General features: G+C 65.6%; 20 protein-coding genes. 9 read left to right on the top strand and 11 right to left on the bottom strand.

Annotated elements, in window-relative coordinates:
• From V3572_RS05460 to mraZ, 9 genes are all read right to left on the bottom strand, one after another.
• The coding region (locus V3572_RS05460; protein WP_332109971.1) for an FtsW/RodA/SpoVE family cell cycle protein at positions 1–1,046 on the bottom strand (1,046 nt) is incomplete at its 3' end.
• Entirely contained in the window at positions 1,043–2,371 is a 1,329-nt protein-coding gene (murD, locus tag V3572_RS05455; RefSeq protein WP_332109970.1) for a UDP-N-acetylmuramoyl-L-alanine--D-glutamate ligase, read from the bottom strand. The genes V3572_RS05460 and murD, both read right to left, overlap by 4 nt.
• Before the next feature lie 5 nt (positions 2,372–2,376).
• Entirely contained in the window at positions 2,377–3,453 is a 1,077-nt protein-coding gene (gene mraY / locus V3572_RS05450; protein WP_332109968.1) for a phospho-N-acetylmuramoyl-pentapeptide-transferase, read from the bottom strand.
• Entirely contained in the window at positions 3,450–4,853 is a 1,404-nt protein-coding gene (locus tag V3572_RS05445; RefSeq protein WP_332109972.1) for a UDP-N-acetylmuramoyl-tripeptide--D-alanyl-D-alanine ligase, read from the bottom strand. The genes mraY and V3572_RS05445 overlap by 4 nt, the downstream gene beginning before the upstream one ends.
• Positions 4,850–6,328 (bottom strand): UDP-N-acetylmuramoyl-L-alanyl-D-glutamate--2,6-diaminopimelate ligase, encoded by a 1,479-nt coding sequence (locus tag V3572_RS05440; RefSeq protein ID WP_332109967.1) that lies wholly within the window; start codon positions 6,326–6,328, stop codon positions 4,850–4,852. The genes V3572_RS05445 and V3572_RS05440 overlap by 4 nt, the downstream gene beginning before the upstream one ends.
• Before the next feature lie 79 nt (positions 6,329–6,407).
• Positions 6,408–8,474, bottom strand: coding sequence for a penicillin-binding transpeptidase domain-containing protein (locus V3572_RS05435; RefSeq protein WP_332109966.1), 2,067 nt, complete (start codon positions 8,472–8,474; stop codon positions 6,408–6,410).
• A gap of 44 nt (positions 8,475–8,518) precedes the next feature.
• Positions 8,519–8,968 (bottom strand): hypothetical protein, encoded by a 450-nt coding sequence (locus tag V3572_RS05430; RefSeq protein WP_332109965.1) that lies wholly within the window; start codon positions 8,966–8,968, stop codon positions 8,519–8,521.
• Positions 8,965–9,939 carry a 16S rRNA (cytosine(1402)-N(4))-methyltransferase RsmH gene (rsmH, locus tag V3572_RS05425; protein WP_332109964.1) on the bottom strand — a complete coding sequence of 325 codons (975 nt, stop codon included), beginning with the start codon at positions 9,937–9,939 and terminating at the stop codon, positions 8,965–8,967. The genes V3572_RS05430 and rsmH overlap by 4 nt, the downstream gene beginning before the upstream one ends.
• A 12-nt stretch (positions 9,940–9,951) precedes the next feature.
• Positions 9,952–10,407 (bottom strand): division/cell wall cluster transcriptional repressor MraZ, encoded by a 456-nt coding sequence (gene mraZ / locus V3572_RS05420; protein ID WP_332109963.1) that lies wholly within the window; start codon positions 10,405–10,407, stop codon positions 9,952–9,954.
• Between the two features lie 460 nt (positions 10,408–10,867).
• On the opposite strand from mraZ, the gene V3572_RS05415 reads away from it, so the two are divergent.
• A complete protein-coding gene (locus tag V3572_RS05415) occupies positions 10,868–11,872 on the top strand; it encodes an HD-GYP domain-containing protein (protein ID WP_332109962.1) in 1,005 nt (334 codons plus the stop codon).
• A gap of 12 nt (positions 11,873–11,884) precedes the next feature.
• On the opposite strand, the gene V3572_RS05410 is transcribed toward V3572_RS05415, so the two are convergent.
• Both V3572_RS05410 and V3572_RS05405 read right to left on the bottom strand, forming a co-directional pair.
• Positions 11,885–12,379 carry a CBS domain-containing protein gene (locus V3572_RS05410; protein ID WP_332109961.1) on the bottom strand — a complete coding sequence of 165 codons (495 nt, stop codon included), beginning with the start codon at positions 12,377–12,379 and terminating at the stop codon, positions 11,885–11,887.
• A gap of 158 nt (positions 12,380–12,537) precedes the next feature.
• Positions 12,538–13,797 carry an HD domain-containing protein gene (locus V3572_RS05405; RefSeq protein WP_332109960.1) on the bottom strand — a complete coding sequence of 420 codons (1,260 nt, stop codon included), beginning with the start codon at positions 13,795–13,797 and terminating at the stop codon, positions 12,538–12,540.
• 211 nt (positions 13,798–14,008) lie between these two features.
• Here V3572_RS05405 and V3572_RS05400 point away from each other — a divergent pair, with 211 nt between their 5' ends.
• The 8 genes from V3572_RS05400 to V3572_RS05365 all read left to right on the top strand — a co-directional run bounded on the left by V3572_RS05400 (position 14,009) and on the right by V3572_RS05365 (position 23,913).
• Entirely contained in the window at positions 14,009–15,418 is a 1,410-nt protein-coding gene (locus V3572_RS05400) for an MFS transporter (protein WP_332109959.1), read from the top strand.
• A 244-nt stretch (positions 15,419–15,662) separates the two neighbouring features.
• Positions 15,663–17,327: a tetrathionate reductase family octaheme c-type cytochrome gene (locus V3572_RS05395; RefSeq protein ID WP_332109958.1), complete on the top strand. Its 1,665-nt coding sequence runs from the start codon at positions 15,663–15,665 to the stop codon at positions 17,325–17,327.
• A complete protein-coding gene (locus V3572_RS05390) occupies positions 17,327–17,986 on the top strand; it encodes a cytochrome b/b6 domain-containing protein (protein ID WP_332109957.1) in 660 nt (219 codons plus the stop codon). The genes V3572_RS05395 and V3572_RS05390 overlap by 1 nt, the downstream gene beginning before the upstream one ends.
• A gap of 198 nt (positions 17,987–18,184) precedes the next feature.
• Positions 18,185–18,613: a 50S ribosomal protein L13 gene (rplM, locus tag V3572_RS05385; protein ID WP_332109956.1), complete on the top strand. Its 429-nt coding sequence runs from the start codon at positions 18,185–18,187 to the stop codon at positions 18,611–18,613.
• Positions 18,614–18,637: 24 nt separating this feature from the next.
• Positions 18,638–19,030 (top strand): 30S ribosomal protein S9, encoded by a 393-nt coding sequence (rpsI, locus tag V3572_RS05380; RefSeq protein ID WP_163301119.1) that lies wholly within the window; start codon positions 18,638–18,640, stop codon positions 19,028–19,030.
• A gap of 279 nt (positions 19,031–19,309) precedes the next feature.
• The gene (locus V3572_RS05375) at positions 19,310–21,556 is read left to right on the top strand and encodes a CHASE2 domain-containing protein (protein WP_332109955.1); all 2,247 of its coding nucleotides are present in this window, start codon (positions 19,310–19,312) and stop codon (positions 21,554–21,556) included.
• A complete protein-coding gene (gene mnmE, locus V3572_RS05370; RefSeq protein ID WP_332109954.1) occupies positions 21,553–22,968 on the top strand; it encodes a tRNA uridine-5-carboxymethylaminomethyl(34) synthesis GTPase MnmE in 1,416 nt (471 codons plus the stop codon). The genes V3572_RS05375 and mnmE overlap by 4 nt, the downstream gene beginning before the upstream one ends.
• Positions 22,969–23,064: 96 nt before the next feature.
• A complete protein-coding gene (locus tag V3572_RS05365; RefSeq protein WP_332109953.1) occupies positions 23,065–23,913 on the top strand; it encodes a ribonuclease H-like domain-containing protein in 849 nt (282 codons plus the stop codon).
• Positions 23,914–24,004: the final 91 nt, after the last annotated feature.

The raw sequence follows: 24,004 nt of genomic DNA, 5'->3' as shown, positions 1-24,004 counted from the left end.
GCTGGGAATCCGTGGGGCCGCTCGCCTTCGCCCGCGAGCAGGGGCTGCTGACCGACGCCCACTTCGCGGCCGTCGAAGCCCTCACCGGACCGGACAACGGCGGCCTGCCGGTCGCGCAGGTCGTCCTGGGACAGGGCGATGCGAAAGGCCCTCCACAAAAGGATCGCGATGCACAAAAAGACCATGGACACGCCGATAAAACCCATCTCCTCGCCAAGGACGGCCATGACGAAATCGGTGTGGGCCTCAGGCAGATAGAAAAGCTTCTGCTTTCCCGAGCCGAACCCGGCCCCGGTTATGCCGCCGGACCCGAAGGCGTAGAAGGACTGCACGAGTTGATAGCCCACGTTCTGGGGATCCTTGAACGGATCGAGAAAGGCGAACCAGCGTTTGAACCGGTAGGGCGACTGCACGATGAGAAGGCCAATGGCCCCGGCCCCGAAAATAACGGACACGAAAAGATAGGTCATCCGGGTGCCGCCCACCAGGCTCATGAGGAAAAAGAGCATGCCCAAAAACACCGCGCCGCCGAAATCGGGCTGCAACAGCAAAATGAGCCCAAGCCCGCCGGTGACCAGCACGGGAGGGATGAATCCCACGCTAAACGACCGCACCAGCTTCTGCTTCTGGCTGAAGAAATAGGCCAGATAAAAGACCAGGGCCACCTTGGCCAGCTCCATGGGCTGGATGGACACCCCGCCCAGGGACAGCCAGCGCCGCGCGCCGCCGGCCTTGACCGAAAACGGCGGGATGAGCGTCAGACATAACAGCCCGATGACCGCGAAAAGCCACAGATACACCGGGGCGTACATGAGCTTTTTGGGAATTTTGGCGAAAAAGAGCATGACCACCAGCCCCACCAGGGCGAAGACGGCCTGCTTGCGGAAATAGAAATATTTGCTCTCCATGGCCCGTTCGGCCATGACCCCGCTGGCCGACAGCACCATGATCAGCCCCAGCCCGGCCAGGACCAGGGTCGCGCCCAAAAGCCAATAATCCATGCCATCTTGCTGGCCGGACAGATCGGTTCCGGTCTGCATGCTCATGGCTTTTCTCCGGACGGGGTCACGGGCGCGCCCGGCAGCGCGGCGAACACGGCCTGGAAATCCCGGCCCCTGGCCTTGTAACTGCTATACAGGTCGAAGCTGGAGGTGGCCGGGGACAAAAGAATCACCTCGCCGGACGCAGCCCTGGCGTAGAGCTTTTCCACAGCCTCGGCCAGGGTCGCCGACCATTCCAAGGGCAGCGCGCCCTGCCAGGCGGATTCGAAAATCTCCCGGCTGCCGCCGAAAAGCCCCACGCTTTTGACGCGCTCCCGCAACAGAGGGACCATTCCTTCCAGATCGCCGCCCTTGAACACCCCGCCAGCCAAAAGATGCACGGGCCGGTCGAAGGTCTCGATGGCCGCGCGCATGGCCGTAACCGTGGTGGCCTTGGAATCGTCCACAAAGATCACGCCGCGTTTTTCCCCCAGGACCTGAATGCGGTGCGGGGCCGGGGCGAAGTCGAAAAAGGCGGTTTCGGCCAGCTCCTGCGTGACCCCGAAGGGACGCGCGGCGGCGAAGGCGGCCTCCATGTCGGCTTGGTTGTGGCGGCCTAGGAGCCGCGGGCAGCGGAAACGATCCGAAGGGGCGAAGGTTTCCAGGCGGGCCTTGGTGACCTGGCGGCCGGAGAGCAGATAGTCCAGGTCGGCCGGGACGATGGCCAGATCCGACGGCCCCTGCATGGCGAAAAGCCGCAGCTTGGCGGCCAGGTATTCGTCCATGTCCGCGTGCCAGTCCAGATGGTTGGCGGAAAAATTGAGCAGGACCGCCACCTTGGGATGGAAGGTGAACACGTTTTGGAGCTGGAAACTGCTGGCCTCGATGACGCACACGTCGGCGGGCTCACCGGCCAAGACGTATTCGGAAAGCGGCGTGCCGATGTTTCCCCCGGTGAAGACCGAAAGCCCGGCCCGGGTGAGCAGATGGCTTATGAGCATGACCGTGGTGGTCTTGCCGTTGGTGCCGGTGACGGCCACCATGGGCGCCTCCACGAACCAGGAGGCCAGCTCCAGTTCGGCCAACACCTGGGCGTCGGGGCAGGCCGTAAGATACGGGGCCAGGGAGGCCCGCGATATGCCCGGACTTAAGACCACGAGATCCGCCCCGGCGAAATGGCCCGGGGTATGTTCGCCGGTTAAGATTTCAACGCCCGTGCAGGCCTGGGCCTCGCAGAAGTCGGCCGGTATGGCGGCGGGATTTTTTTCCAGCAGGCGCACCCAGGCCCCGAGCCGGGACAGAAGCCGCACGGCGGCCCGTCCCGAGGCCCCGGCCCCCACGACCACGGCCGTGTGACCGGCCAGTTGTCCCGAATGCACCATGTCGCGCATGTCCCCTACCTCAGCTTCAGCGTGCTTAAGGCCAAAAAGGCCAGGAGAATGGACAAAATCCAGGACCGGATGATGATTTTCGACTCCGGCACGCCCATCAGCTCAAAATGGTGATGCAGGGGGGCCATCTTGAAAATGCGCTTGCCCCCGCTCATCTTGAAGTACCCCACCTGGATGATGACCGAGACCGTCTCGGCCACGAACAGTCCGCCCACCAGGACCAAAAGCAGCTCCTGCTTGCACAGGACCGCCAAAAACCCCAGAACCCCGCCCAGGGAAAGCGAGCCCACGTCGCCCATGAACACCTGGGCCGGATAGGCGTTGAACCACAAAAATCCCAGTCCCGCGCCCATGAGCGCCCCGCAAAAGACCGTCACCTCGCCCACCCCGGCCACGCTCATCACCTGGAGGTATTTGGCGATCTGGGCGTGCCCGGCCACGTAGACGAACAGGGCGAACATGCCCCCGGCCACGATCATCGGGCCAATGGCCAGCCCGTCCAGGCCGTCGGTGATGTTCACGCCGTTGCTGGCCCCGATCATGACCAGCATGGCGAAGGCGATGTACCACAACCCCAGGTCGGGGCTGACGGACTTGAAAAACGGCACGGCCAGATTGGTGGAATAGTCCGGATGGGTCACCAAAAGGACCGCCGCCACCCCGGCCACAAGCAACTGGCCGAAAATCTTGGCCCGGGCGGAGAGGCCCTTGTTCTTTTTTTTGACCACCTTGAGGTAGTCGTCCACAAAGCCCACAACCCCGAACCCGGCGAAGACGAATAGCGTCAGCCACACGAACTCGTTGGTCAGATCGCCCCACAAAAGCACCGCCGCCATGACCGAAAAGGCGATGAGCAGGCCCCCCATGGTGGGGGTTCCGGCCTTGCACTGGTGGGTCTTGACGTCCTCGTGGATGTACTGGCCGCACTTGACGCTGGTCAGCCAGCGGATCACCCGGGGGCCCAGAAGGATGGACAGGACCAGGGCGGTCATAAAGGCCGCCGCCGACCGGAAGGTGATGTACCGAAAGACGTTTAGGGCCGTGAACTGACCGGCCAGGGGCACCAGGAGGTGGTAGATCATTCCCGCCCCTCCCGCTTTTTCCCTTTCTCCGCGTCCTGGCAAAGGGCGCAGGCATAGGCCTCCATGCGCATGGATCTCGATCCCTTGAAAAGCACGACGCCTCCCGTAAGTCCAAGGCTGACAAAGGCCTTGAGGAATTCGGAAGGGGAGTTGACGACGACAACCGGCCCGGCATACCCCGCCCCGGCCAACCCCTGGGCCACGGCCTGGGCGCTTTGGCCGGAAAAAAACACCGCCGCCGGATGCAGCCCGGCCACGTATTCCCCGAGCCGGACATGCTCTTCCCGGGTGACCGCGCCAAGCTCCAGCATCTCCCCGAGAACCGGCACGAACGGCCCCCCCGTCGCCATCTCCGCCCCGGCCTCCAAGGCCCGGCGCATGGACAGGGGATTGGCGTTGTAGGTGTCGTCCACGACCGTGAAGCAGCCGTGGCGGCGGCAGCAAAACCGCTGTTCAGGGATGGCGGCGGCGGCAAGCCCCCGGCGGATGGCCCCCTCGTCCGCGCCCAGCATATGGGCGCAGGCGGCGGCGGCCAGGATGTTCTCGGCGAAATGCCCGCCCCGGTAGGGCAGGGCCAGTTCCATCTCCAGGCCGCACAGGCGGACGGAAAAAAGACCTCCCTCTTCTCGGGGCCCCAGATACGCTGCCTGATACGGCGCATCAAGCCCCCGGCAGGACATGCCCATGACCCGGGGGAACACCCGCCGGGCCTCGTTCCACAGCTCGGGATGGTCCATGCCCGCCAGAGCCGCGCCGCCCTTGGCCACGGCGCGCAGCAGTTCGCATTTCTCCCGGGCCACCCCGGCCACGTCTCCGAAGCCTTCCAGGTGCGCCGGGCCCACGTTGACCACCACGGCCACATCCGGCGCGGCCATGTCCGCCAGATCGCGCATTTCCCCGGGAACGCTGACGCCAAGCTCCATGACCCAGAAGGCGTCACCTGACCCGGCGCTGAGGATGGACAGGGGCAGACCGATCAGATTGTTGAAATTTTTGTAGTTTTTCGAGGTCGGACCCATCTCGGACAGGATGGCCGCCAAGAGCTCCTTGACCGTGGTCTTGCCTGCCGAACCGGTCACGGCCACCACCTTGGCGGCGGTCTTGCGACGCCAGTGTCCGGCCAGGCGTCCCAGGGCGGACACGGTATCCTTGACCAGGAGCACCGGCGCCCGGGAGACGATCTCCGGCATGGGCCGGTCGGCCAGGATCGCGCCCGCGCCCTTGGCCACGGCCTCGGCCGCAAAATGGTGCCCGTCGAAGCGCGCGCCGGGGATGCAGACAAACAGACGGCCCGGGGTCACGGCCCGGCTGTCCGTGCACACCCCGTCGAAGACGGGGTTGCCCACATCGCCCAGGTCGCCCACGGCGCCCGTGGCGGCCAGTATTTCCGAGAGCGTCATGCGCACCGGGCAAGCTCCCTTACGACCGTGGCGTCGTGAAACGGAAATTTCGTGTCCCCGATCTGCTGATAGGCCTCATGCCCCTTTCCGGCCACGACCAGCACGTCGTCAGGCGTCATCCCGGCCAGGGCCAGGCCGATGGCCCGGCGGCGATCCGGATCTTCCAGAACGCGCGCCGCTCCGGAAAGCCCCGGCCGGGCGTCGTCCATGATGGCCTTGGGGTCTTCATGGCGGGGGTTGTCCGAGGTCAGAACCGCCACATCGGCATACCTGGACACGGCTGCGGCCATAAGCGGTCGCTTGGTCCGGTCGCGGTCGCCGCCGCAGCCGAAGACCACGAAAAGCCGCCCCGCCGTCACCTCGCGCACGGCCCGAAGCGCGTTTTCCAGGGCGTCGGGGGTGTGGGCGTAGTCCACGAAAACGTTCAGGCACCGGTCGTTGACCACCCGCTGCAGCCGCCCCGGCACCCCGCCAAACCCCGACAGGGCCGTCATATCGGCCGGGGTCAGCCCCAGGGCCAGACCAAGGCCCATGGCCGCCAGGAGATTTTGGGCGTTGAAGCGACCGACGAGCGGCGAGACGATCTCCCAGCTTTCGCCTTCGAAGGTGACGCCGATGGCCAGACCCGAGCCGTCATGGCGATGGATCTCGCCCCGAAGCGGCCGCCAGTCCCCGGGAACGAAGGAACCAAGGCCATAACCCACGCTTCCGGGCAGCATCTCCAAAAGGCGCTGGCCGTGCGGATCGTCGAAGTTGATCACGGCGCGCTCGGGGCCGGTCAGGTAGTGCGTGAAAAGCCTGGTCTTGGCCTGGAAATAGGTCTCCATGTCCCCATGGTAGTCCAGATGGTCCTGGGTCAGGTTGGTGAAGGCGGCGGCGGCATAGGACAGTCCGGCCACCCGGTCCTGGTCCAGGGCGTGGGACGACACCTCCATGACCGCCGCCCGGGTTCCGGCCGCGATCATTTCGGCGAACAGGTCGTGCAAATCCAGGCACCCCGGGGTGGTCAGGGTGGCCGGTCGCGATCCGCCGGGCCAGCGATAGGCCACGGTGCCCAAAAGCCCCGTGGGCAGGCCGGCGCTTAAAAGCAGATGCTCCACCAGGAAGCAGACCGTGGTCTTGCCGTTGGTGCCCGTGACCCCGGCCAGGGAAAATCCCCCCCAGCCAGCGCCGTGGGAGGCCTTGGCCAATTCCCCCAGGGCCAGACGGGGGTTTGGCGCCGTGATCAGCCGGGCCGCGCTTTCTGCGGGCAGGGCCACGCCGGGACCGGCCACCACCAGGGACGCCCCCTTGGCGACGGCTTCGGCCACATGCCGCGCCGCAGCGCAGGCGTCTGCGGATACCGCCACAAACACAGCCCCGGGCACGACCCTGCCCGAGTGCGCGCACAGGGGGGCCTCTCTGGAAATGGCCGCCAGGGCCTCGCCAAGGCCTGCCTTGTCCGTCTTGTGGTGCTGCGTCGATGTGGTCTTCACGTGTATCGCCTTTGCCGCGTCCGTTGCGATTTCAAGACACTGCTGGTCCCATGACCGTTTAAGATGCCGATCCCCTGCCTTACGACGGCCGGGCCAGCCACAGCACGAATTCCTGTTGTTTTTCAGCTCCCGGCCAGGGGGCGCCCGGCGCGGGACTTTGCCGGGTGACCACCAGTCCCTGGCCCTCGATCTTGGGCACGATGCCCTTGGACACCAAAATCTCCACCACCCGGCGAAGCGGCATGCCGGAAAAATTGGGAATGGCCGGGGAATCGAGCAGACCCGGCGGGACCGCCACCACCTCGGCCAGGGTGTCGTCGATAACCGGCGGCGGCACGGTTTCCGGCTTGTGCGCCGACCCTTTGCCGCCCGCCGCCTGTTGGGCGGCGGCCGTTGCGGCGGCGGGCATTTGTTCGGTTCCCTTGGCCAGATGCCCGGTGTCGGGGGCGTGTCCGAGGTAGGACAAGGTCTTTTGCATGACCTCGCGCACGGCCGGGGCGGAGACCACGCCGCCGTAGTGGCTGGGCTCGGGTTCGTCCACCATGACCATGACCAGGTATTGCGGGGTTTCGGCGGGCACGAAGGCTACAAAGGACGCCAGGTATTTGTCGCCGTATCCGCCCGTGGGACTGGCCTTCTGGGCCGTGCCGGTCTTGCCGCCCATCTCGACGCCCTCGATCTGGGCCACCCGGCCGGTGCCCTTTTCCTCGTGCACCACCTCGCGCATCATGCGCTGCACGGTCCTGGCCACCTCGGCGTCGAAAACCCTGACCGGGGCGACATCGGCGGCCGCCTGGGGCGGATCGAGGACCAGTTTCAGGGGCTTTTTGACGCCGTCGTTGGCCAGGATCAAAAAGGCCTGGGCCAGTTGGATGGGGGTGACGGCCACCCCCTGGCCGAAGGAGGCGGTGGCCGTGTCGATGGGCTGCCAGTCTTTCAGCGACCGGACCAGGCCCTTGCCTTCGCCGGACAGGGGCAGCCCCGTGGGCGTGCCGAAGCCGTACTTCTCGAAATAGGCGTGCATCCGCTTGTGTCCAAGCAGCATGCCGATCTTGGCCGCGCCGATGTTGCTCGACCAGCGGATGATCTTGTTGACCGTGAGGTCGCCGTAGGAATGGGTGTCCTTGATGGTGCGCACGCCCACCTTGAACTTGCCGTTTTCACAAAAAAACGTGGTTTCGGGCTTGACCAGGCCCTCCTGGAGGGCGGCGGCGGCGATCAGCGGCTTCATGGTGGAGCCGGGTTCCACCACGTCCAGGGCGGAACGGTTGCGGCCCTCTCTGGGATTGACGTTTCGGGCGGCGTTGGGATTGAAAAAGGGATAGTTGGCCCAGGCCAGAATTTCTCCCGTGGGCACGTGGACCACCAGGCAGGTTCCGGCCTTGCCGTGGTGGGTGGTCACGGCCTTGGCCAATTCTTCCTCGGCGAAAAACTGAATCTGGGAATCGAGGGTGAGCGTCAGGTCGTGGCCGCGCAGATTCTGAAGCTCGCGGCCCTGGGCGTCGAAATAGAGCTTGCGGCCCGAGGCGTCGCGCTGCACGGCGTACTTGGCCCGGCTTCCGGCCAGCCAATCCTCGAAGGACAACTCCACCCCTTCCAGGCCCTGGTCGTCCATGCCCACGAAACCCAACACCTGGCCGGCCAGATGCCGGTTGGGATAGGACCGGCCGTGTTCGGCCTCCAGATACACCCCGGGGATGTTCGCCTGCCGGATCTCGGCCGAATCCTTGTCGTCCACGCGCCGGGAGATGTAGACGAAGGGCTTGGTGGATTCGAGCTTCTTTTTGATCCAGGCCGGTTTGATGCGCAGGATGCCGCCCAACTGATTCGCGGCGGCGTCCAGGTCCGTGACTTCCTTGGGACGCACGCTGACGGCGGTGAATTCCACGGTCTTGGCCAAAAGCCGTCCGCTGCGGTCGAAAATCTGCCCGCGTTCCCCCCGATCCGACTCCGAGGCCATGTGCTGCCGCAGGGCCAGCCTGGCCAGATCCGGTCCCTGCACGATCTGGAGGTATCCGGCCCGGACCCAAAGCCCCGTCAGGACAAGCGCAAAGACCACGCCCACAAAGGTGAGCTTGGCCCGGCTCCAATCCCTGACGCGCTTTTGGTCGCGCTCGGAGGCCACTTTTTTCGTGCCGTTTCTCATGCCGTTTCCCGCCGTCCGGCCCGTGTCACGGGCAGGACCGGCGATCAGTTTTCATAGGGCGTCTGCGAATCCGGCGCGGGCCGGGCAGGCTTTGCCGCCGCCTTGTCCGCCCGTTGTCCGCCCTTTTGCTTGGCCGACGCGGCCTTTTCCGCCTCAGGCGCCGCACCGCGCGCCTGGACCGTCTCCGCCGCCCGGGTTTCGCCGAGCGTCTCCCCGCTCTCGCCCACCCAGCGGATCTGTCCGGACTTGGCCGGGCCCAGTCCGAACTGCACGGCCAGCTCCCGCAGGCGCCCCGGGGTGATCAGGGTGTCGCGCTCCACCTCAAGCTTGGCCGAAAGCGCCGTGGCCTGGTCGATATCGCCCTGAAGCCGCGTGATTTCGTAGGCCATGTCCACCCGTTCGATGTTGAGCCACACCAGCCCCATGCCGAACACCAGCATGAGCAGCAGGCTGAAGGCCATGGAAAAGGCCCATTCCCTGGACATGGAGCTCATGGTCTTCCTCCCTGCGCCTCGTCCGGGCCAAGACGCATGGCGGCCCGCAGCTTGGCGCTGCGGGAACGCGGGTTTTCGGCCACCTCGGCCTCGCCCGGGGTAACCGGCTTTTTGGTCAGGATGCGCAGTCGGGGCGTATGGCCGCACACGCACAGCATCTGTTCCCTGGGGCAGACGCAGCCTGCGGCCTCGCGGCGAAAGGCCCGCTTGACCAGCCGGTCTTCCAGGGAATGGAAGGCGATCACCGCCACGCGCCCCCCGGGGCGCAGATATTCAGGAATGCGTTCCAAAAACGCCTCCAACTCCATAAGCTCGGCATTGACGGCCATGCGGATCGCCTGAAACGTGCGCGTGGCCGGGTGCTGCCTGGCCGTGGCCCGCCACTTGGCCGGATAGGCGGCCTCGACGAGGGCCGCCAGTTCCAAGGTCCGGGTGATGGGCCGCTTTTCCCGCGCCGCAACGATAGCCCTGGCGATACGCCCGGCCTGCGGATCTTCTCCGTAGTCGCGGATGATCTCCCGCAGGCGCTGATACGAGGCCTTGTTCAAAAGCGTCGCGGCCGGGGCCTCCCCCTCGGTCGCGCCACCCATGCGCATGTCCAAGTCCCCGTCGGCCAGAAAACTGAAACCCCTCGCCGGATCGTCCAATTGCAGCGACGACACCCCGGCATCCAGAATCACCGCATCCACAGCCTCGACGCCCAGTTCTTCGAAGACCTCGGCAAAACGGCTGTAGCGGCTTTGCACCAATCGCACCCGGTCGCCGAACCTGGCCAGGCGCTTCCCGGCGATCTCCAGGGCGGCCTCGTCCCGGTCCAGGCCGAGAAGCTCCGCCTCGCCCCCAACCGACTCCAAAAGGGCCTCGCTGTGGCCGCCAAGCCCCACCGTGGCGTCCAAAATCCGGTCACCCGGGACCACGCGCAAATACTCAAGGGTCTCAGCCAGCAGTACGGGCACATGTTGGGCATCCATGTCCACACGGCCCTACAGGCGCAACTCGAAACCGGCGGCGGCCAATTCGGCCATGCCCGCGTCAAGATTCTCGTCCGTCGCCCGCAGACGCGCTTCAAACCGCCCTTGGTCCCAGATTTCAAATTTGGTCACCATGCCCGCCAAAACCACTTCCTTGTCCAACGCCCCATAGGAACGCAGGTGCGGCGGCACCAGGATACGCCCCTGCTTGTCCAGCGCGACCTCCATGGCCCCGGCGATGATCCGCCGTTGGAGATTGCGCAAGGTGGCGTTTAAGACATTGACGGCCATGAAGCTTTTTTCGATCTCCTCCCACTCGGGAAGGGGGTAGCCGCACACGCATTCGTCGAAGCTGGTGAGCATGAGGCGTCCTTCGGGGTCGTGGCGCAAGACCTCCTCCCGGAATTCCGGAGGAAGCATGAGCCGTCCCTTGGGATCGAGGCTCCGATAGGAATGCCCTCGAAACATCGCGCCTCCCCGCTCCGATGAACCACCCTGACCCACCACGGGCCACATCTCACCACTTCTTACCACTCTTTCCCACAGTTTCTCTTCCAAACCCTGTTCACTGTCAAGCGAATTTCGGCCTCAATGCCCGCAAAGCATGGAATCCCAGGGCCATTTTCGGCCCCAAGTGGGAGTGGCAGGAAGAACTACGGGGCGAGGGATGAAAAAAGTGGAGGCAAATCAAGGCAAGAGCAGGATATTGCGCGGGAGGGGCCAGCCCGCAGATCCGCCTTCGGCCTGGGCGCAAAACCCATGTTGCTCCGGCGCAACCGGAAAACGACGTACCGGGGTTGCCATATACGGGGAAAACTCGTTACATGCGCACAGAATCGTTCAGCAATGAACCCGGCAGGCCGTTTTCCGCAAAGGAACGCCGCGCCGCGCTCCCCAGCCAGACGCCACAAGGACGGGCGAACGCACCATGAGCGACGAACTGCCCCAGGAATTCGAGGAAGAATATTACCAGATCAACCGGGATATTCTGCAAAGCTTCAACAAGTTTCGCCCCCCGCTGAACATCTATCGTTTCCGGGAGGATGTCTCCCGCATCATCACCTATTTCAAAATCGGGGAGCGGCTGACCAAGGAACAGACCGAGGAACTGGCAGAACTGGTGGATGCGGGGGTGATCTTCGTCTCCCGGGCAGATCAGTCCGTCTACGTCAAGCACATCAGCCATCAACTCGACCTGGTGCTTCTGGACAAGCATCTGCTGGAACGCGAGATCGCGGATATCTTCCAGATCGCGCTCACCCGGCGCATGCAGGCCTTTTTCGAGCAGCCCGTCAAGGTGGTCTACGACAAGGTGCAGGAGGACATCTTCACCCTCACCGAATACCTGTGGCAGGATTTTTCGCGCATAAAGGCCCTGGCCCGGCGCAAACACCAGGAACATACCCTGCCCAACCATTCGGTCAACAGCGGATTTGTGGGGCTTTTGCTGCACATCATGCGTCTGTCCGACGACTTCAATATGGAACCCAAAAACCGCCAGACCTTCGACCGCGCCGCCCTGGGGTTTTTCCTGCACGACATGGGCATGAGCAAGGTGCCGTCGTTTATCCTGAACAAGGACAAGCCCCTGACCCCCGACGAGCGCCAGAAAATCCAGACCCACACCTTAAGCGGCTATGAGATGCTCGCCCGGCTGGACATCAAGTACGCCGAGGTGGAAAACTGTGTGAACCACCACCACGAGCGCCTGGACGGCAACGGCTATCCCCAGCATGTAAGCGGCTCGGGCATCTCCGACCTGGGGCTGACCTGCGCCGTGGCCGACTCCTTTTGCGCCATGTGCAGCGACCGCCCCCATGCCAGGGCCATGGACCCCATGGCGGCGGCCAAGGCCCTGTGCGACGATGTCAAACGCTATCCATCCGAGATTACGAAACTTCTGCTCAACCATCTGGTGAACGAACGGCGCTGAGGCCACAAGGCCTTACGCCCCGCGCGCCGTTTCAGCCAGACGCGTCAGTTCCCCCAGGATGTCCCGGGCGGACACAAGCCCCAGCACCCTGCCCCCGTCCACCACGGCCGCGAACCGCGCCCCGGCCTTCTGCATGGCGTCCAGGACCAGCACCAGGGCGTCCCGGGGCCCCGCCACCGGGGTCTCGCCGTCGCGCCTGGCGAGCATCTCCAGGGCCGGACGCGTCAGGCAGGTGCGGCACTGGGCCGCGAACACCGCCTCGAAGTCCGAGGCCCCCAGGCTCATGCGCAGCCCGTCGTCCACGGCGCAGTCGCCAAGCGCCGCGAGCATGTCGCTGCTGTCGGCCACGCCCACGAAGCCGTCTTGCCCCACCAGCGCCGCCGCGTCCATGTCCGGGGTATGGGCCAGATGCGCAAAAAGCCGGGCGACGGCGTCCCCGAGGCTGTCTTGCGGGCCGATGACCACATAGTCCTTGCGCAGGATGTCGAACGCCCTTTTGCGCAGCATGCACGTCTCCTTGTTCGCTGGCGGTTTCCCATCCGTTCCGGTCTTCGTGCCGAGTCCTCAACATCCGTGCGGCAAACTTGTGAAAACAACCCCTTGAGCGCGTGTGTTTCCGGCGGCGAACCACGGGACGTCCCCGGGCCTGCCGCCTCCCGGACGGCTCAGTCGAAATCGGCCAGAAGCGCCCCGACATGGACCCGCCCCCCGGCCAGCACCGCCTGGGCGTAGTCCGTGCGGATGCGCCAGATGGCCCGCAAAAGCTGGTCCGAGGTGATGCCGTTGCGCATGGCCGTATAGGCCTCGATAAACGCCGCCAGGCTGTCGCAGACCTTGAGCAGGTAGCCGTCCTTGGGATCGAAGGCGTCGTCGTTGTAGGCCCCGTCCAGGGACACCTCGTCCAGGGCCGCCACCGTACCCTCCACCACCGCCGAGGCCTGGAATTCCGAGCCCACCTCGATGCCCAGAAAATAGGCCAGCCGGTCGGCCAAAACGGCGTAGCCGCCCTGGCGAAGGGGCATGAAAATCCGTTGCAGCAACTCCTCGTTCTCGTATTCCTTGATCATCTCCCCGATGTGGCGCACGGACTTTTTCACCGGCGAAATGATGTCCCGGGTCAGAAGCTCGGGCAGATCGTGGAAGAGCCCGGCGAAGAAATCGTTGTGGCGCCGGGCCGGGCAGGCGCCCACGGCCAGGCTGAAGAAATAGGCGTAGCAGGCCACGATGAACATGTGCCCCAGAACCGAGGTCTCGGGGATACGCGGGGTCTGGGACCAGCGGGTCTGGAACCGAAGCTGCCCCAGGATGCGGGCGAATCGGCCGATGGCGTTGCGTTCGCCCTCAAACATGGCCCCGGCCAGCTCCGGCACGCCTTCCAGGTCGCGGTAGGCCCACAGGCCGTCCCGAAACGAGGACTCGATGTCCAAAAGCTCCTCGTCCCAGGGATTTTCAGCCTTGATCAGGCTGTATTCCCAACTGCTGGCGTACAGGTGGGCGGCGCTTAAGATGCGCCTGGCCGGGGTGTCGGCCTCGGGCACGGACAGGTAGCCCTTGAGCCGTTCCCAGAAAGGCTCCCCCAGGGCGCGCACCCGGGGTTCGAGTTGTTCCAGCACCCAGGCCGTGAGCTTTTCGTAGTGGGCCGGGTTGGCCTTGATGCGGTAAAACACCGGCGGCTTGATGTCGGTGATCACCAGCCGGTAGAAATATTCGAAAATGCCGCCCTCGATGATCTCCCCGGCCAGGGCCGTGCGCTCCCCCGGCGGCAGATGCCCGGAGTTGAGGGAAAAAAGCATCCAGGCCACCATCATCTTGTGGGCCTGCTTGTCCACCTCCACCAGATCCATGGACCGGTGCTTGTCGTTCCAGCGTTTCATGAACGACCCGGCGAACACCAGTTGCAAAAGGCTCTTGCGCACGCTGACCATGGAGGCTCCTTGGGGGACTGACGGCTGGGGCCATCCTAGCCCCGGGGCAGGCAAACCGCAACGCTTCCCCCCGTATGCCCGCACGCCGTCCCGGGCTGGCCCGGGCTGGCCGTGAAGGCCGCTCACGACATGCCTCCGGGAGGCGGTTTGCATCCCGGGCGGAAACGGATAATCCTGGCGGCCCGCCGAATCTGTTTCCCTGGAGCGCCCCATGACGCCGGAGTCCGCCCAAGCCGCCAAAAGCCCCGCCGGGGGCTCGCCCCTGGCCGTCTTGTTGACCGTGTGCATCGTCCAGTTCATGGCCCCGTTCATGCTCACTGCCGTGGGCGTGGCCCTGCCGTCGCTTGGCCGGGAGCTGTCGGCCACGGCCATGCAGCTTTCGCTGGTGGAGCAACTCTACGTCCTGTCCCTGGCCATGACCATGCTCACCTTCGGCCGCCTGGGCGACCTCCGGGGCCAGCGTTCCGTGCTGTTGGCCGGACTGTTCGCCTTCACCGCCCTGACCCTGTCCCTGGGCTTCACCCAGAGCGTGGAGATGGTCATGGCCCAACGCTTTTTCCAGGGGATCGGCGCGGCCATGATGCTCTCGGGCAGCCTGGCCCTGGTGGCGGCCGCCTATCCGCCCCAGCTTCGGGCCAGAAAAATCGGCCTCGTTTCGGCCTGCACCTACGCCGGGCTCTCCGTGGGACCGGTGGCCGGGGGATTCGTGACCGGGCACATGGGCTGGCGGGGGGTCTTTTTCATGGCCGTGCCCCTGGGGTTGGCGGCCACGGCCATGTGCCTGTTTTTTATGCGCCAGGGGGCCCGAAACGCCACGGGCGAGGGCCTGGACTGGCGGGGAAGCCTGGCCTACGCCGCAAGCGTGGGGCTTTTCATGACCGGCGCGGCCCAGGCCGGGCGCGGCGCCCTGGGCTTTTCGCTGATCGCCGCCGGAATACTTGGGCTGGCCTTTTTCCTGCGCCTGGAATCGCGCACGAAAAGCCCCCTCCTGGACGTCACCCTTTTGACGAGGAACCGCTTTTTCGCACTGAGCTGCCTGGCGGCCCTGGGAAACTACGCCGCCACCTTCGGCATCACCTTTCTCATGAGCCTGTACCTGCAATACGCCAAGGGGCTGCCCCCGCGCCTGGCCGGACTGGTCCTGCTCGCCCAGCCCATAAGCCAGGTGGGGGCGTCGCTTCTGTCCGGCCGCCTGGCCGACCGCTTCGAACTGGCCAGGCTGTCCACGGCGGGCATCTTGATCAGCGCCGCGGGACTTGTGTCCGCAGCGGCGGTCATCGGCCAGGACACCCCGCTGTGGCTTCTCGGCCTGCTTTTGGTCCTCATCGGCACGGGGTTCGGCATCTTCATCACCCCCAACTCCACGGCCATCATGGGCAGCGTGCAACGGCGGCAGTTCGGGGTGGCCTCGGGCATGGTGGGCGCCATGCGCACCCTGGGCATGGCCGTGAGCATGACCTCGGTGACGCTGATCTTCTCCCTGCTCCTAGACGGGGAGGCGGTCTCTCTCGATACCCTACCCAGGTTCCTCGACAGCATGCGACTGGGCCTCACGGTCTTTGCCGCCTTCGCCTGCCTGGGGGTGCTCGTCTCCTTCGGCAGGGGCCGCAAATCCCCATAATCCTGGCGGTCCTCAGAAAATCTCATCGACCGTCCCCAGGGCGCAAGCCCTCGGGACGAGACCTGCGCATTTTTTTAAGCCGACTGCAAATAAACCCGGTAGGGGTATTGCCTTCACAGTCGTTTTTCGACTATTTTCTCCCCACAAGAATCGTTTTTGACTACACTGTCCGAGACGGGTCTCCCTGGCCGGGGAGCCCCAAACGATCCATAGCGGCGGAAAACGGGAACACGAAGGAGGGCTTATGCGGCAAGGGACACGAACTTGGTTTCTTGTAGCGGCGCTGGTCGGCGCGGCCGCCCTGATGGCCTTTGGGCCGGTGGGGGCCGCAGGCCCGGCAGAGGTGGCGGACGATGCGGCCCCGGGGCGAAAACTGGCCCAAAACGCGGTCAAGGCCCCGGGCGGGCGCTGGACCACGGTGGACCATTCCAAGCTTGAAGCCCTGCAAAAAGACTTCGCCTCGCCCGAGGAGGTCACGGCGGCCTGTCTCTCCTGCCACACCCAGGCCGCAGACCAGATCCACCACTCCATCCACTGGACCTGGCTGTGCGACAACTGCGGCGACGGCAAAAACATGGGCAAATACGGAAAAACCATCAATAACTTCTGTATCGCCGTGCCCTCCAACGAGCCGCGCTGCACCTCCTGCCACATCGGCTACGGCTGGAAGGACAAAAACTTCGATTTCTCGTCCAACACCAAGATCGACTGTCTGGTGTGCCACGACACCACCCATACCTATGAAAAATATCCGGCCGGGGCCGGGAACCCGGTCAAGGAACCCACGGTCTTCCCCGAATCCGGCAAGACCTACCTGCCCCCGGACTACAAGAAAATCGTGGCCAAGGTGGGCAAGCCCGACCGCGTCAACTGCGGAACCTGCCATTTTTACGGCGGCGGCGGCGATGCGGTCAAACATGGCGACCTGGACAGCTCCATGGCCATGCCCAAAAAGAGCCTGGACGTGCACATGGACACCGAGGGCTTAAACTTCACCTGCCAGCGTTGCCACACCACCAAGGACCACCAGATCGCGGGCCGTCTCTACACCACCCCGGCCGCCCCCGAGCGCATCAGCCTCACCGAGGCCGACCTGGCCTCCAAGATCGCCTGCGAGTCCTGCCACAGCGCGACTCCTCACAAAACCGACGTCAAGTCCAACGACCACACGGACAAGGTGGCCTGCCAGTCCTGCCACATCCCCCACTTCGCCCGAATCATCCCCACCAAGATGTCCTGGGACTGGTCCACGGCGGGCCAGAAAAACGCCGAGGGCAAGCCGTTTAAAAAGGACGGCCCCCTGGGCAAGCCCATCTACGATTCCAAGAAGGGCGATTTCGTGTGGGAGAAAAACGTGGAGCCGGAATACCGCTGGTTCAACGGGGCCATGAGCCACAAGCTGGTCACCGACGTCATCGACCCCTCCGGGGTGGTGTCCATGAACCAGCCCGTGGGCGCGGCAGACGACCCCAAATCGCGGATCATGCCGTTTAAGGTGCACCGGGGCAAACAGCCGTATGACACGGTCAACAAGACCATGGTCATCCCCAATCTCTTCGGGGGCAAGGATTCCGACGCCTATTGGGCGAAGTACGACTGGAAAAAGGCCATCACCGCCGGCATGGCCTATGTGGACATGCCGTTCTCCGGCGAGTTCGGCTTCGTGGCCACGGAATACTATTATCCCACGACCCACATGGTGGCCCCGCGCGAACAGGCCGTGCCCTGCGCCGAATGCCACTCCCGGGACGGCCGCATGAAGGGCGTCCCCGGCGTGTACATCCCCGGCCGCGACACCTCCGCCGCCGTGACCGACCTGGGGTTCGGGGCCTCGGCCGCCGCGCTCCTGGGCGTCGCCGGACACGGGTTCATCCGCTTTTTGTCCAGGAAAAAGAGGGAGAAGAAGTGATGTCCGACACCAACACGCGCCCCATGCGCACCATCTACCTGTACACCCGGTATGAACGGTTCTGGCACTGGTTCCAGGCCCTGCTCATCCTGCTGCTCCTGGTCACCGGGTTCGAGGTTCACGGCTCAATCACGATGTTCGGCTTCGAACGGGCCGTTACGGTCCACAACTTCCTGGGTCTGACCTGGCTTGTGGCCTTCGCCTTCTTCGTCTTCTGGGTCTTCACCACCGGGGAATGGAAGCAATACGTGCCCACCAGCAAAAAGATGGTCGAAGTCATGATCTATTACGGCTACGGCATCTTCTCCGGGCAGCCCCATCCCTGCCCCAAGCGTCATGACGCCAAGCACAATCCGCTGCAACGCATGACGTATCTGTCCCTGGCGGCCGTGCTTCTGCCCTTCCAGATGGTCACCGGGCTTTTGTATTACCTCTACAACTCCTGGACGGACATGGGCATCACCGGCCTGTCGCTGGGAGTTGTGGCCATGGCCCATCTGATCGGGGCCTTCGCCATCCTCATCTTCCTCATCGTGCATGTCTACATGACCACCACCGGGCACACCATTTTCGCCCACGTGAAGGCCATGTTCACCGGCCGGGAGGAGGTCGAGGACGTCGGCGACGTGGCCGAATGGGAAAAAAAGAATCCGGCCTAACGCCGTCGCCAGGGCCTCCCCGGACAGGCTTGCGGGGAGGCCCCTTTTGATGCGACGCAACCGGGCCGCCGCCCGGCCCACAATCCCTCCCCTGTCGCCTTGGCCCGGGCCCGATCCGGAAAATGTGCCTCGAAGGGTTGACAAGGCGACGCGACGGGGGTAGACAATCCGCCTTTCGAGCACATTTAAGGAGCGGTCATGAAAACGTTCTCCCCATCCAAAAATGATATCCAGCACGACTGGCTGATCGTGGATGCCTCTGACAAGATCCTGGGCCGTCTGGCCAGCGCCCTGGCCGGACGCCTGCGCGGCAAGCACAAGCCCGAATTCGTCCCGCACATGGACGGCGGCGACTTCGTGGTTGTTGTCAACGCGGAAAAGATCCGGTTCACCGGCCGCAAGCTGGACCAGAAGATGTACTACCGCCACTCGGGCTACATCGGCGGCCTCAAGGAAACCACGCTTCGGACCATGATGCAGACCAAGCCCGAGCAGGTGATCATGAAGGCCGTTCGCGGCATGCTCCCGAAAAACAGGCTTGGCCGGGCCATGCTCAAAAAGCTCAAGGTCTATTCCGGCACGGAGCATCCCCACACGGCCCAGCAGCCCAAACCCATCGACTTCTAAATCCCTCGGTATCGGGAGACACGCATGAGCGACGATTTCTTCTACGGCACCGGACGGCGCAAAACCGCCGTGGCCCGCACCCGCCTCTACAAAGGCAACGGCCGCATCCTCATCAACAACAGGCCCTATGAGGAATATTTCCCCCGGCCCACCCTGCACCTCATCGTGCGTCAGGCCCTGGCCGTGGTGCGCAGCGAAGGCAAGTACGACATCAAGGTCAACGTCTGCGGCGGCGGCCTCACCGGTCAGGCCGAGGCCGTGCGGCACGGCATCGCCCGGGCGCTTTTGCGGGTCGATCCCGAACTGCGCGCCCCTCTGAAGAAGGCGGGCCTTCTGACCCGCGACGCCCGCGAGAAAGAGCGCAAAAAGTACGGCCAGCGCGGCGCCCGCGCCAGGTTCCAGTACTCCAAGCGTTAAGCCGGGTTTCTCTACGCTTGTTCGGCGGGACCGCGCCTGGCGCGGTCCCGTCTTTTTTTGCGCCCCCAGGGCGGCCGGAAAAAATCCCCGGGCCGAACCCGCCATGCCCGTGCGCCTTCAAATCTCTGACCTTGACGCATGGAGAGGCCATCTTCGAAAGCCCCCGGGCCGAGCCCGCCATTCCCATCCCCGCCCGAAACGGCTATCCTGCGGTCATCGCCGCCTCGCCCGCCTGACGGCCGCGCGGCAAGCAACCCGCCACAAGGCCCGGCAACGCCCATGCAAAGTCCCCTCGCCGCCATCGCCTCCCTGTGCCGCCGCCTGTTGCGCGGCCGGGGCCTCATCTTCCTGGTCGGCGTGGCCCTCACCCTGGGCATGGTCGTCTTATACGCCCTGCGCCCCTCCTGGCTCCAGTTCCAGGAACTCAAGCTCTACGACGTGGCCATGCGCCGGGAGCTCAAAGCCGCCCCCAGCGGTCTGCCCGTGGTGGTGGACCTGGACGAAAAAAGCCTGGCCGCCTACGGCCAATGGCCCTGGCCGCGTTTCCGGGTGGCCCTGCTCCTGGCCAGGCTGAAGGCCGCCGGGGTGCTGGCCGTGGGCATCGACATCGTGTTCGCCGAAGCCGACCGCACCTCCCCCGAAACCATGCGCCGCATGTTCCGCGAGGAGCTCAAGCTCGACGTGGCCTTCGACGGCCTGCCCCACGCCCTGGGCGACTACGATGCGGTCCTGGCCGGAGTGCTCCGGGACGGCCCGTACATTCTGGGCTATTATCTGGACTTCGAACCGCGCCCGGACAATCCCGCCTCCCCAGGCTGCGCCCTTCCGGCGCTCAAGGCCTCGGCCGTCATCGCCCCCGGCGCCCGCCCCGTGCTCGACTACCTGCCCAACTCCCGAGGCGCGGTCTGCCCCCTGCCCGTCCTTTTGGCCGCCGCTCCCGGGGCCGGTTTTTTCAACACCATCCCCGATCCGGACAACATCGTGCGCCGCTCCCCCATGCTCCTGGGCTACGGGGAGACCGTCCTGCCCAGCCTGTCCCTGGCCACCACCATGCTGGCCCTGGGGATCAAAAACGCCGTAGTGCGCGTGGACCAGGGCGGGGTGGCCGCCCTGACCCTGCCCCTGCCGGACGGCCAAAAACGGATCATCCCCCTGGACGGGTACGGCCGGGTGCTGGTCAACTACCGGGGCCCCGGCGGAACCTTTCCCCACGTAAGCGCCGCCGACGTGCTTTCGGGCACCGCCGACCCCCAGGCCCTTTCCGGCAAGATCGCCTTTTTCGGGGCCTCGGCCGCAGGCCTTCGCGACCTGCGGGCCACCCCCCTGGACCGGGCCATGCCCGGGGTGGAGGTCCACGCCACCCTGGCGGACATGATCGTCACCGGGGATTTCCTGTTGCGCCCGGACTGGGCCCCGGGGATCGAGGTCTGCGCCACCCTGGCCGTGGGGCTTTTGTCCGCCGCCCTTTTGGCCTGGACCAGGGCCAAATATCTGCTCGCCCCGTTTGCCGCCCTGGCCCTGGCCATGTGGTTCGGGTCCGCCCAGGCCCTTTCCGTCCACCGGTTCATCCTTTCCCCCTTTTCACCGCTTCTGGCGCTTTTCGCCAACTTCATGGCCCTGACCTTTCTCAAATTCTGGCGCGAGGAACGCCAAAAACGCTTCATCCACGCGGCCTTTTCCCACTATCTGCCACCGGCCGTGGTCAACGACCTGGTGGCCTCGCCGGATCGCCTGACGCTGACCGGCGAGGAACGCGAGGTCACGGTGCTCTTCTCCGACGTGCGCGGCTTCACCACCATGTCCGAAAAGCTCACCCCCACCCAGGTGGTGGACCTCTTGCACCGCTACCTGACCCCCATGACCGGCATCATCACCGGGCATATGGGCACCCTGGACAAGTTCATCGGCGACGCCGTCATGGCCTTCTGGAACGCCCCCCTGCCCGTCCCCGGCCACCAGGCCAAGGCCCTGGCCGCAGCCATGGCCATGCATGAGGAGCTCGACCGCCTCAATGTGGGCTTTGCGGAGACCTACGGCCTGCGCATCGACATCGGCGTGGGCCTGCATGCCGGAATGGCCCGGGTGGGCAACTTCGGCTCCGAAGACCTCTTCGACTACACGGTCATCGGCGACACCGTGAACCTGTGCTCCCGCCTGGAAGGGCTGACCAAATACTACAGGAAAAAAATCCTGGTCACGGACGCCATTGCGGCCGCCGCCCCGGACGACATCTTCTTCCAGGAAGTGGACCGGGTGCGGGTCAAGGGCAAGGCCGAACCCGTGACCATTTTCGCCCCCCTCACCCGCCAGGAATACGAATCCCGCGCGGGCGAGCTGAAAAAATCCGCCGCCGCCCTGGCCCTGTACCGGGCCGGGCGCTTCCCCGAGGCCCTTTCCGCCTACGAAACCCTGGCCGCCGCACACCCCGACGCGATCCACGCCATCCAGGCCGAACGCTGCCGGGCCCTGGCCGCCGCGCCGCCCGAAGGACCATGGGACGGCGTTTTCAAACACACCACCAAATGACCGCACACACATCGCACCCTGGCGCCGACCGGGACATGATCGTGGCCCGGGCCACCCCCCCGGGCGCCGGCGGCTTGGCCGTGATCCGCCTCAGCGGCCAGGGCTGCCGCCGGGCCGCCCTGACCCTTTTCCGGTCCTTGCGGCCCGGCTTTACGGACCTTCTCCCCTACCGCCTGCACCACGGCCATCTGCACGCCCCGGACGGCCGCCGCATCGACGAGGTTCTGGCGGCGTTCATGCCCGGCCCCGGCGCCTATACCGGCGAGGACACGGTGGAATTCTCCTGCCACGGCGGCCCGGCCACAGCCGCCGCCGTCGTGGCCGCCTGCATCGCCGCAGGGGCGAGACCGGCCGGTCCCGGGGAGTTCACCCTGCGGGCCTTCTTAAACGGCCGCATGGACCTGTCCCAGGCCCAGGCCGTGGCCGAACTCATCGCCGCCGCCACGCCGGTACAGGCCGACATGGCCCTTGCCCGCCTTGACGGGGCCATGGGACGCCTGGCCCGGGAGCTGCGCCAGGGATTGGAGGCGCTACGGGCCGGGGTCTGTCTGGCCGTGGATTTCCCCGAGGAGGATGTGGAGTGTCTGTCCCGGGAGGAATTCGCCGCCCGGGCAGCCGACATTTCAGACCGGATTCGGCAGCTTTTGGAGGCCAACCGCCGGGCCAGGCCGTTTCGCGAGGGCGCGTCCGTGGTCCTGTTCGGACGGGTCAACGCCGGAAAATCGCGTCTGTTCAACGCCCTGCTCGGCCGCGAACGGGCCATCGTCACCGGGGTTCCCGGCACCACCCGGGACTATCTGGAAGAAACCCTGGACCTTTCCGGGATGCCCGTGCGCCTGACGGACACGGCGGGCCTTCGCGAAACCGGGGACGAGGCCGAGGCCCTCGGGCGGGACCGGGGGGAAAAACGGGTCCAGGCGGCCGAACTGGCCCTTTTCGTGGTGGACGGCGCACATCCCCTGGCCGACGGCGACGACGACGCCCGGGAGCTGGCCCTGGCCAGAACCCTGGGCCCGGCCCGGGTCATGGCCGTCGTCAACAAGGCCGACCTGCCGCCCGGCGACCCCGATCCGGCCACCGTCCTGGCGGACATGGGGTTTGAGACGATCCGGGTTTCGGCCAGGACAGGCGCGGGGCTTGACGCCCTGACGGCCGCCATGGAACACCGCCTGGGCGCAGGAGACGCACCGGCCGTAGACGACGTGATCCCCAACCAGCGCGAGGCCGCCGCCCTGTCCCAGGCCCTGGACGAACTCGCCGGGCTTTCCCGGGACATCGACCGTGGCGTCCCCTACGATCTCCTGGGCGTGCGCCTGGAGACGGCCTGCGCGGCGCTCTCCGACATCACCGGCGAGATGACCCCGGACGCGGTGCTGACCTCGATTTTCGAAACCTTTTGCATCGGCAAATAATCCCGCCGCATCCGGGCCGCCCCGCCCGCCCCGCCGCCTGGACGGCCCGGCGGGCGCACGGTTCGCCTTTTTGCGATCCGGCGCGAAGGAGACGCAATGCTTGAGCAGACGTTTTGCCACCTGTCCGGCATCGGCGAGGTCACGGAACGCCGCCTGTGGGAGCGCGGCGTGACCTCGTGGAACGACCTGGACGCCACGCCCCCCGGGACGGCAGGACGCAACACCGCCCTGTGGCGCGACGAGCTTGCCCTCTCCCGGGAGCGCCTGGCCTCCGGTGACGCCGCTTTCTTCAGCGACAGGCTGCGCCCGGGCGACACCTGGCGGGTCTTCCCGGCATTCCAGGGCAAAGTGGCCTATGTGGACATCGAAACCGACGGCGGCCCGCAACAGATCGTCACCGCCGTGGCCCTCTACGACGGCCAAAACGCCCGGACCTACGCCAGGGGCCGCAACCTGGACGACTTCGCGGCCGATGTGGCCAACTTCCCGGTGATCGTGACCTACAACGGCCGCTGTTTCGACGTGCCGGTCTTGACCCGCAACCTGGGCCTCAGCCTGCCCCAGGCCCACATCGACCTGCGCTGCGTCCTGGGCCGCCTGGGCATCAAGGGGGGGCTTAAATCCTGCGAAAAACGCTTCGGCATCGGCCGGGGCGAGCTCGACGGCGTGGACGGCTACTTCGCCGTCATCCTGTGGAAGGAATACGAACGCACCGGCGACGAGGCCGTTCTGGAAACGCTTCTGGCCTACAACGCCGCCGACGTCATCGGCCTTGAGACCCTGCTCATCCACGCCCTCAACGCCTCCCTCCTTTCGACGCCTTTCGCCCACCTGCACTCCCTGCCCGTGCCGCAGCCCGGCCATAATCCGCACCAGCCCGACACCTCCGTCCTGCGCCGCCTGGCCGGACGCTACCTGGGCGGCCGCCCCGGCGGCTGGCGATAGCGGGGAGCGCGCCTGCGGCGACAAGGGGGGAAACCTTTTGAAAAAGGTTTGGAAGGCGGCCACCGTGGTCGAGGTGGCGGCGACCACCGGC

The organism is Desulfolutivibrio sp. (assembly GCF_036584575.1).
GTDB lineage: Bacteria > Desulfobacterota > Desulfovibrionia > Desulfovibrionales > Desulfovibrionaceae > Desulfolutivibrio.
Note: the sequence above shows the minus strand (reverse complement) of the source record. Positions and strands in the feature narration are given on the sequence as shown.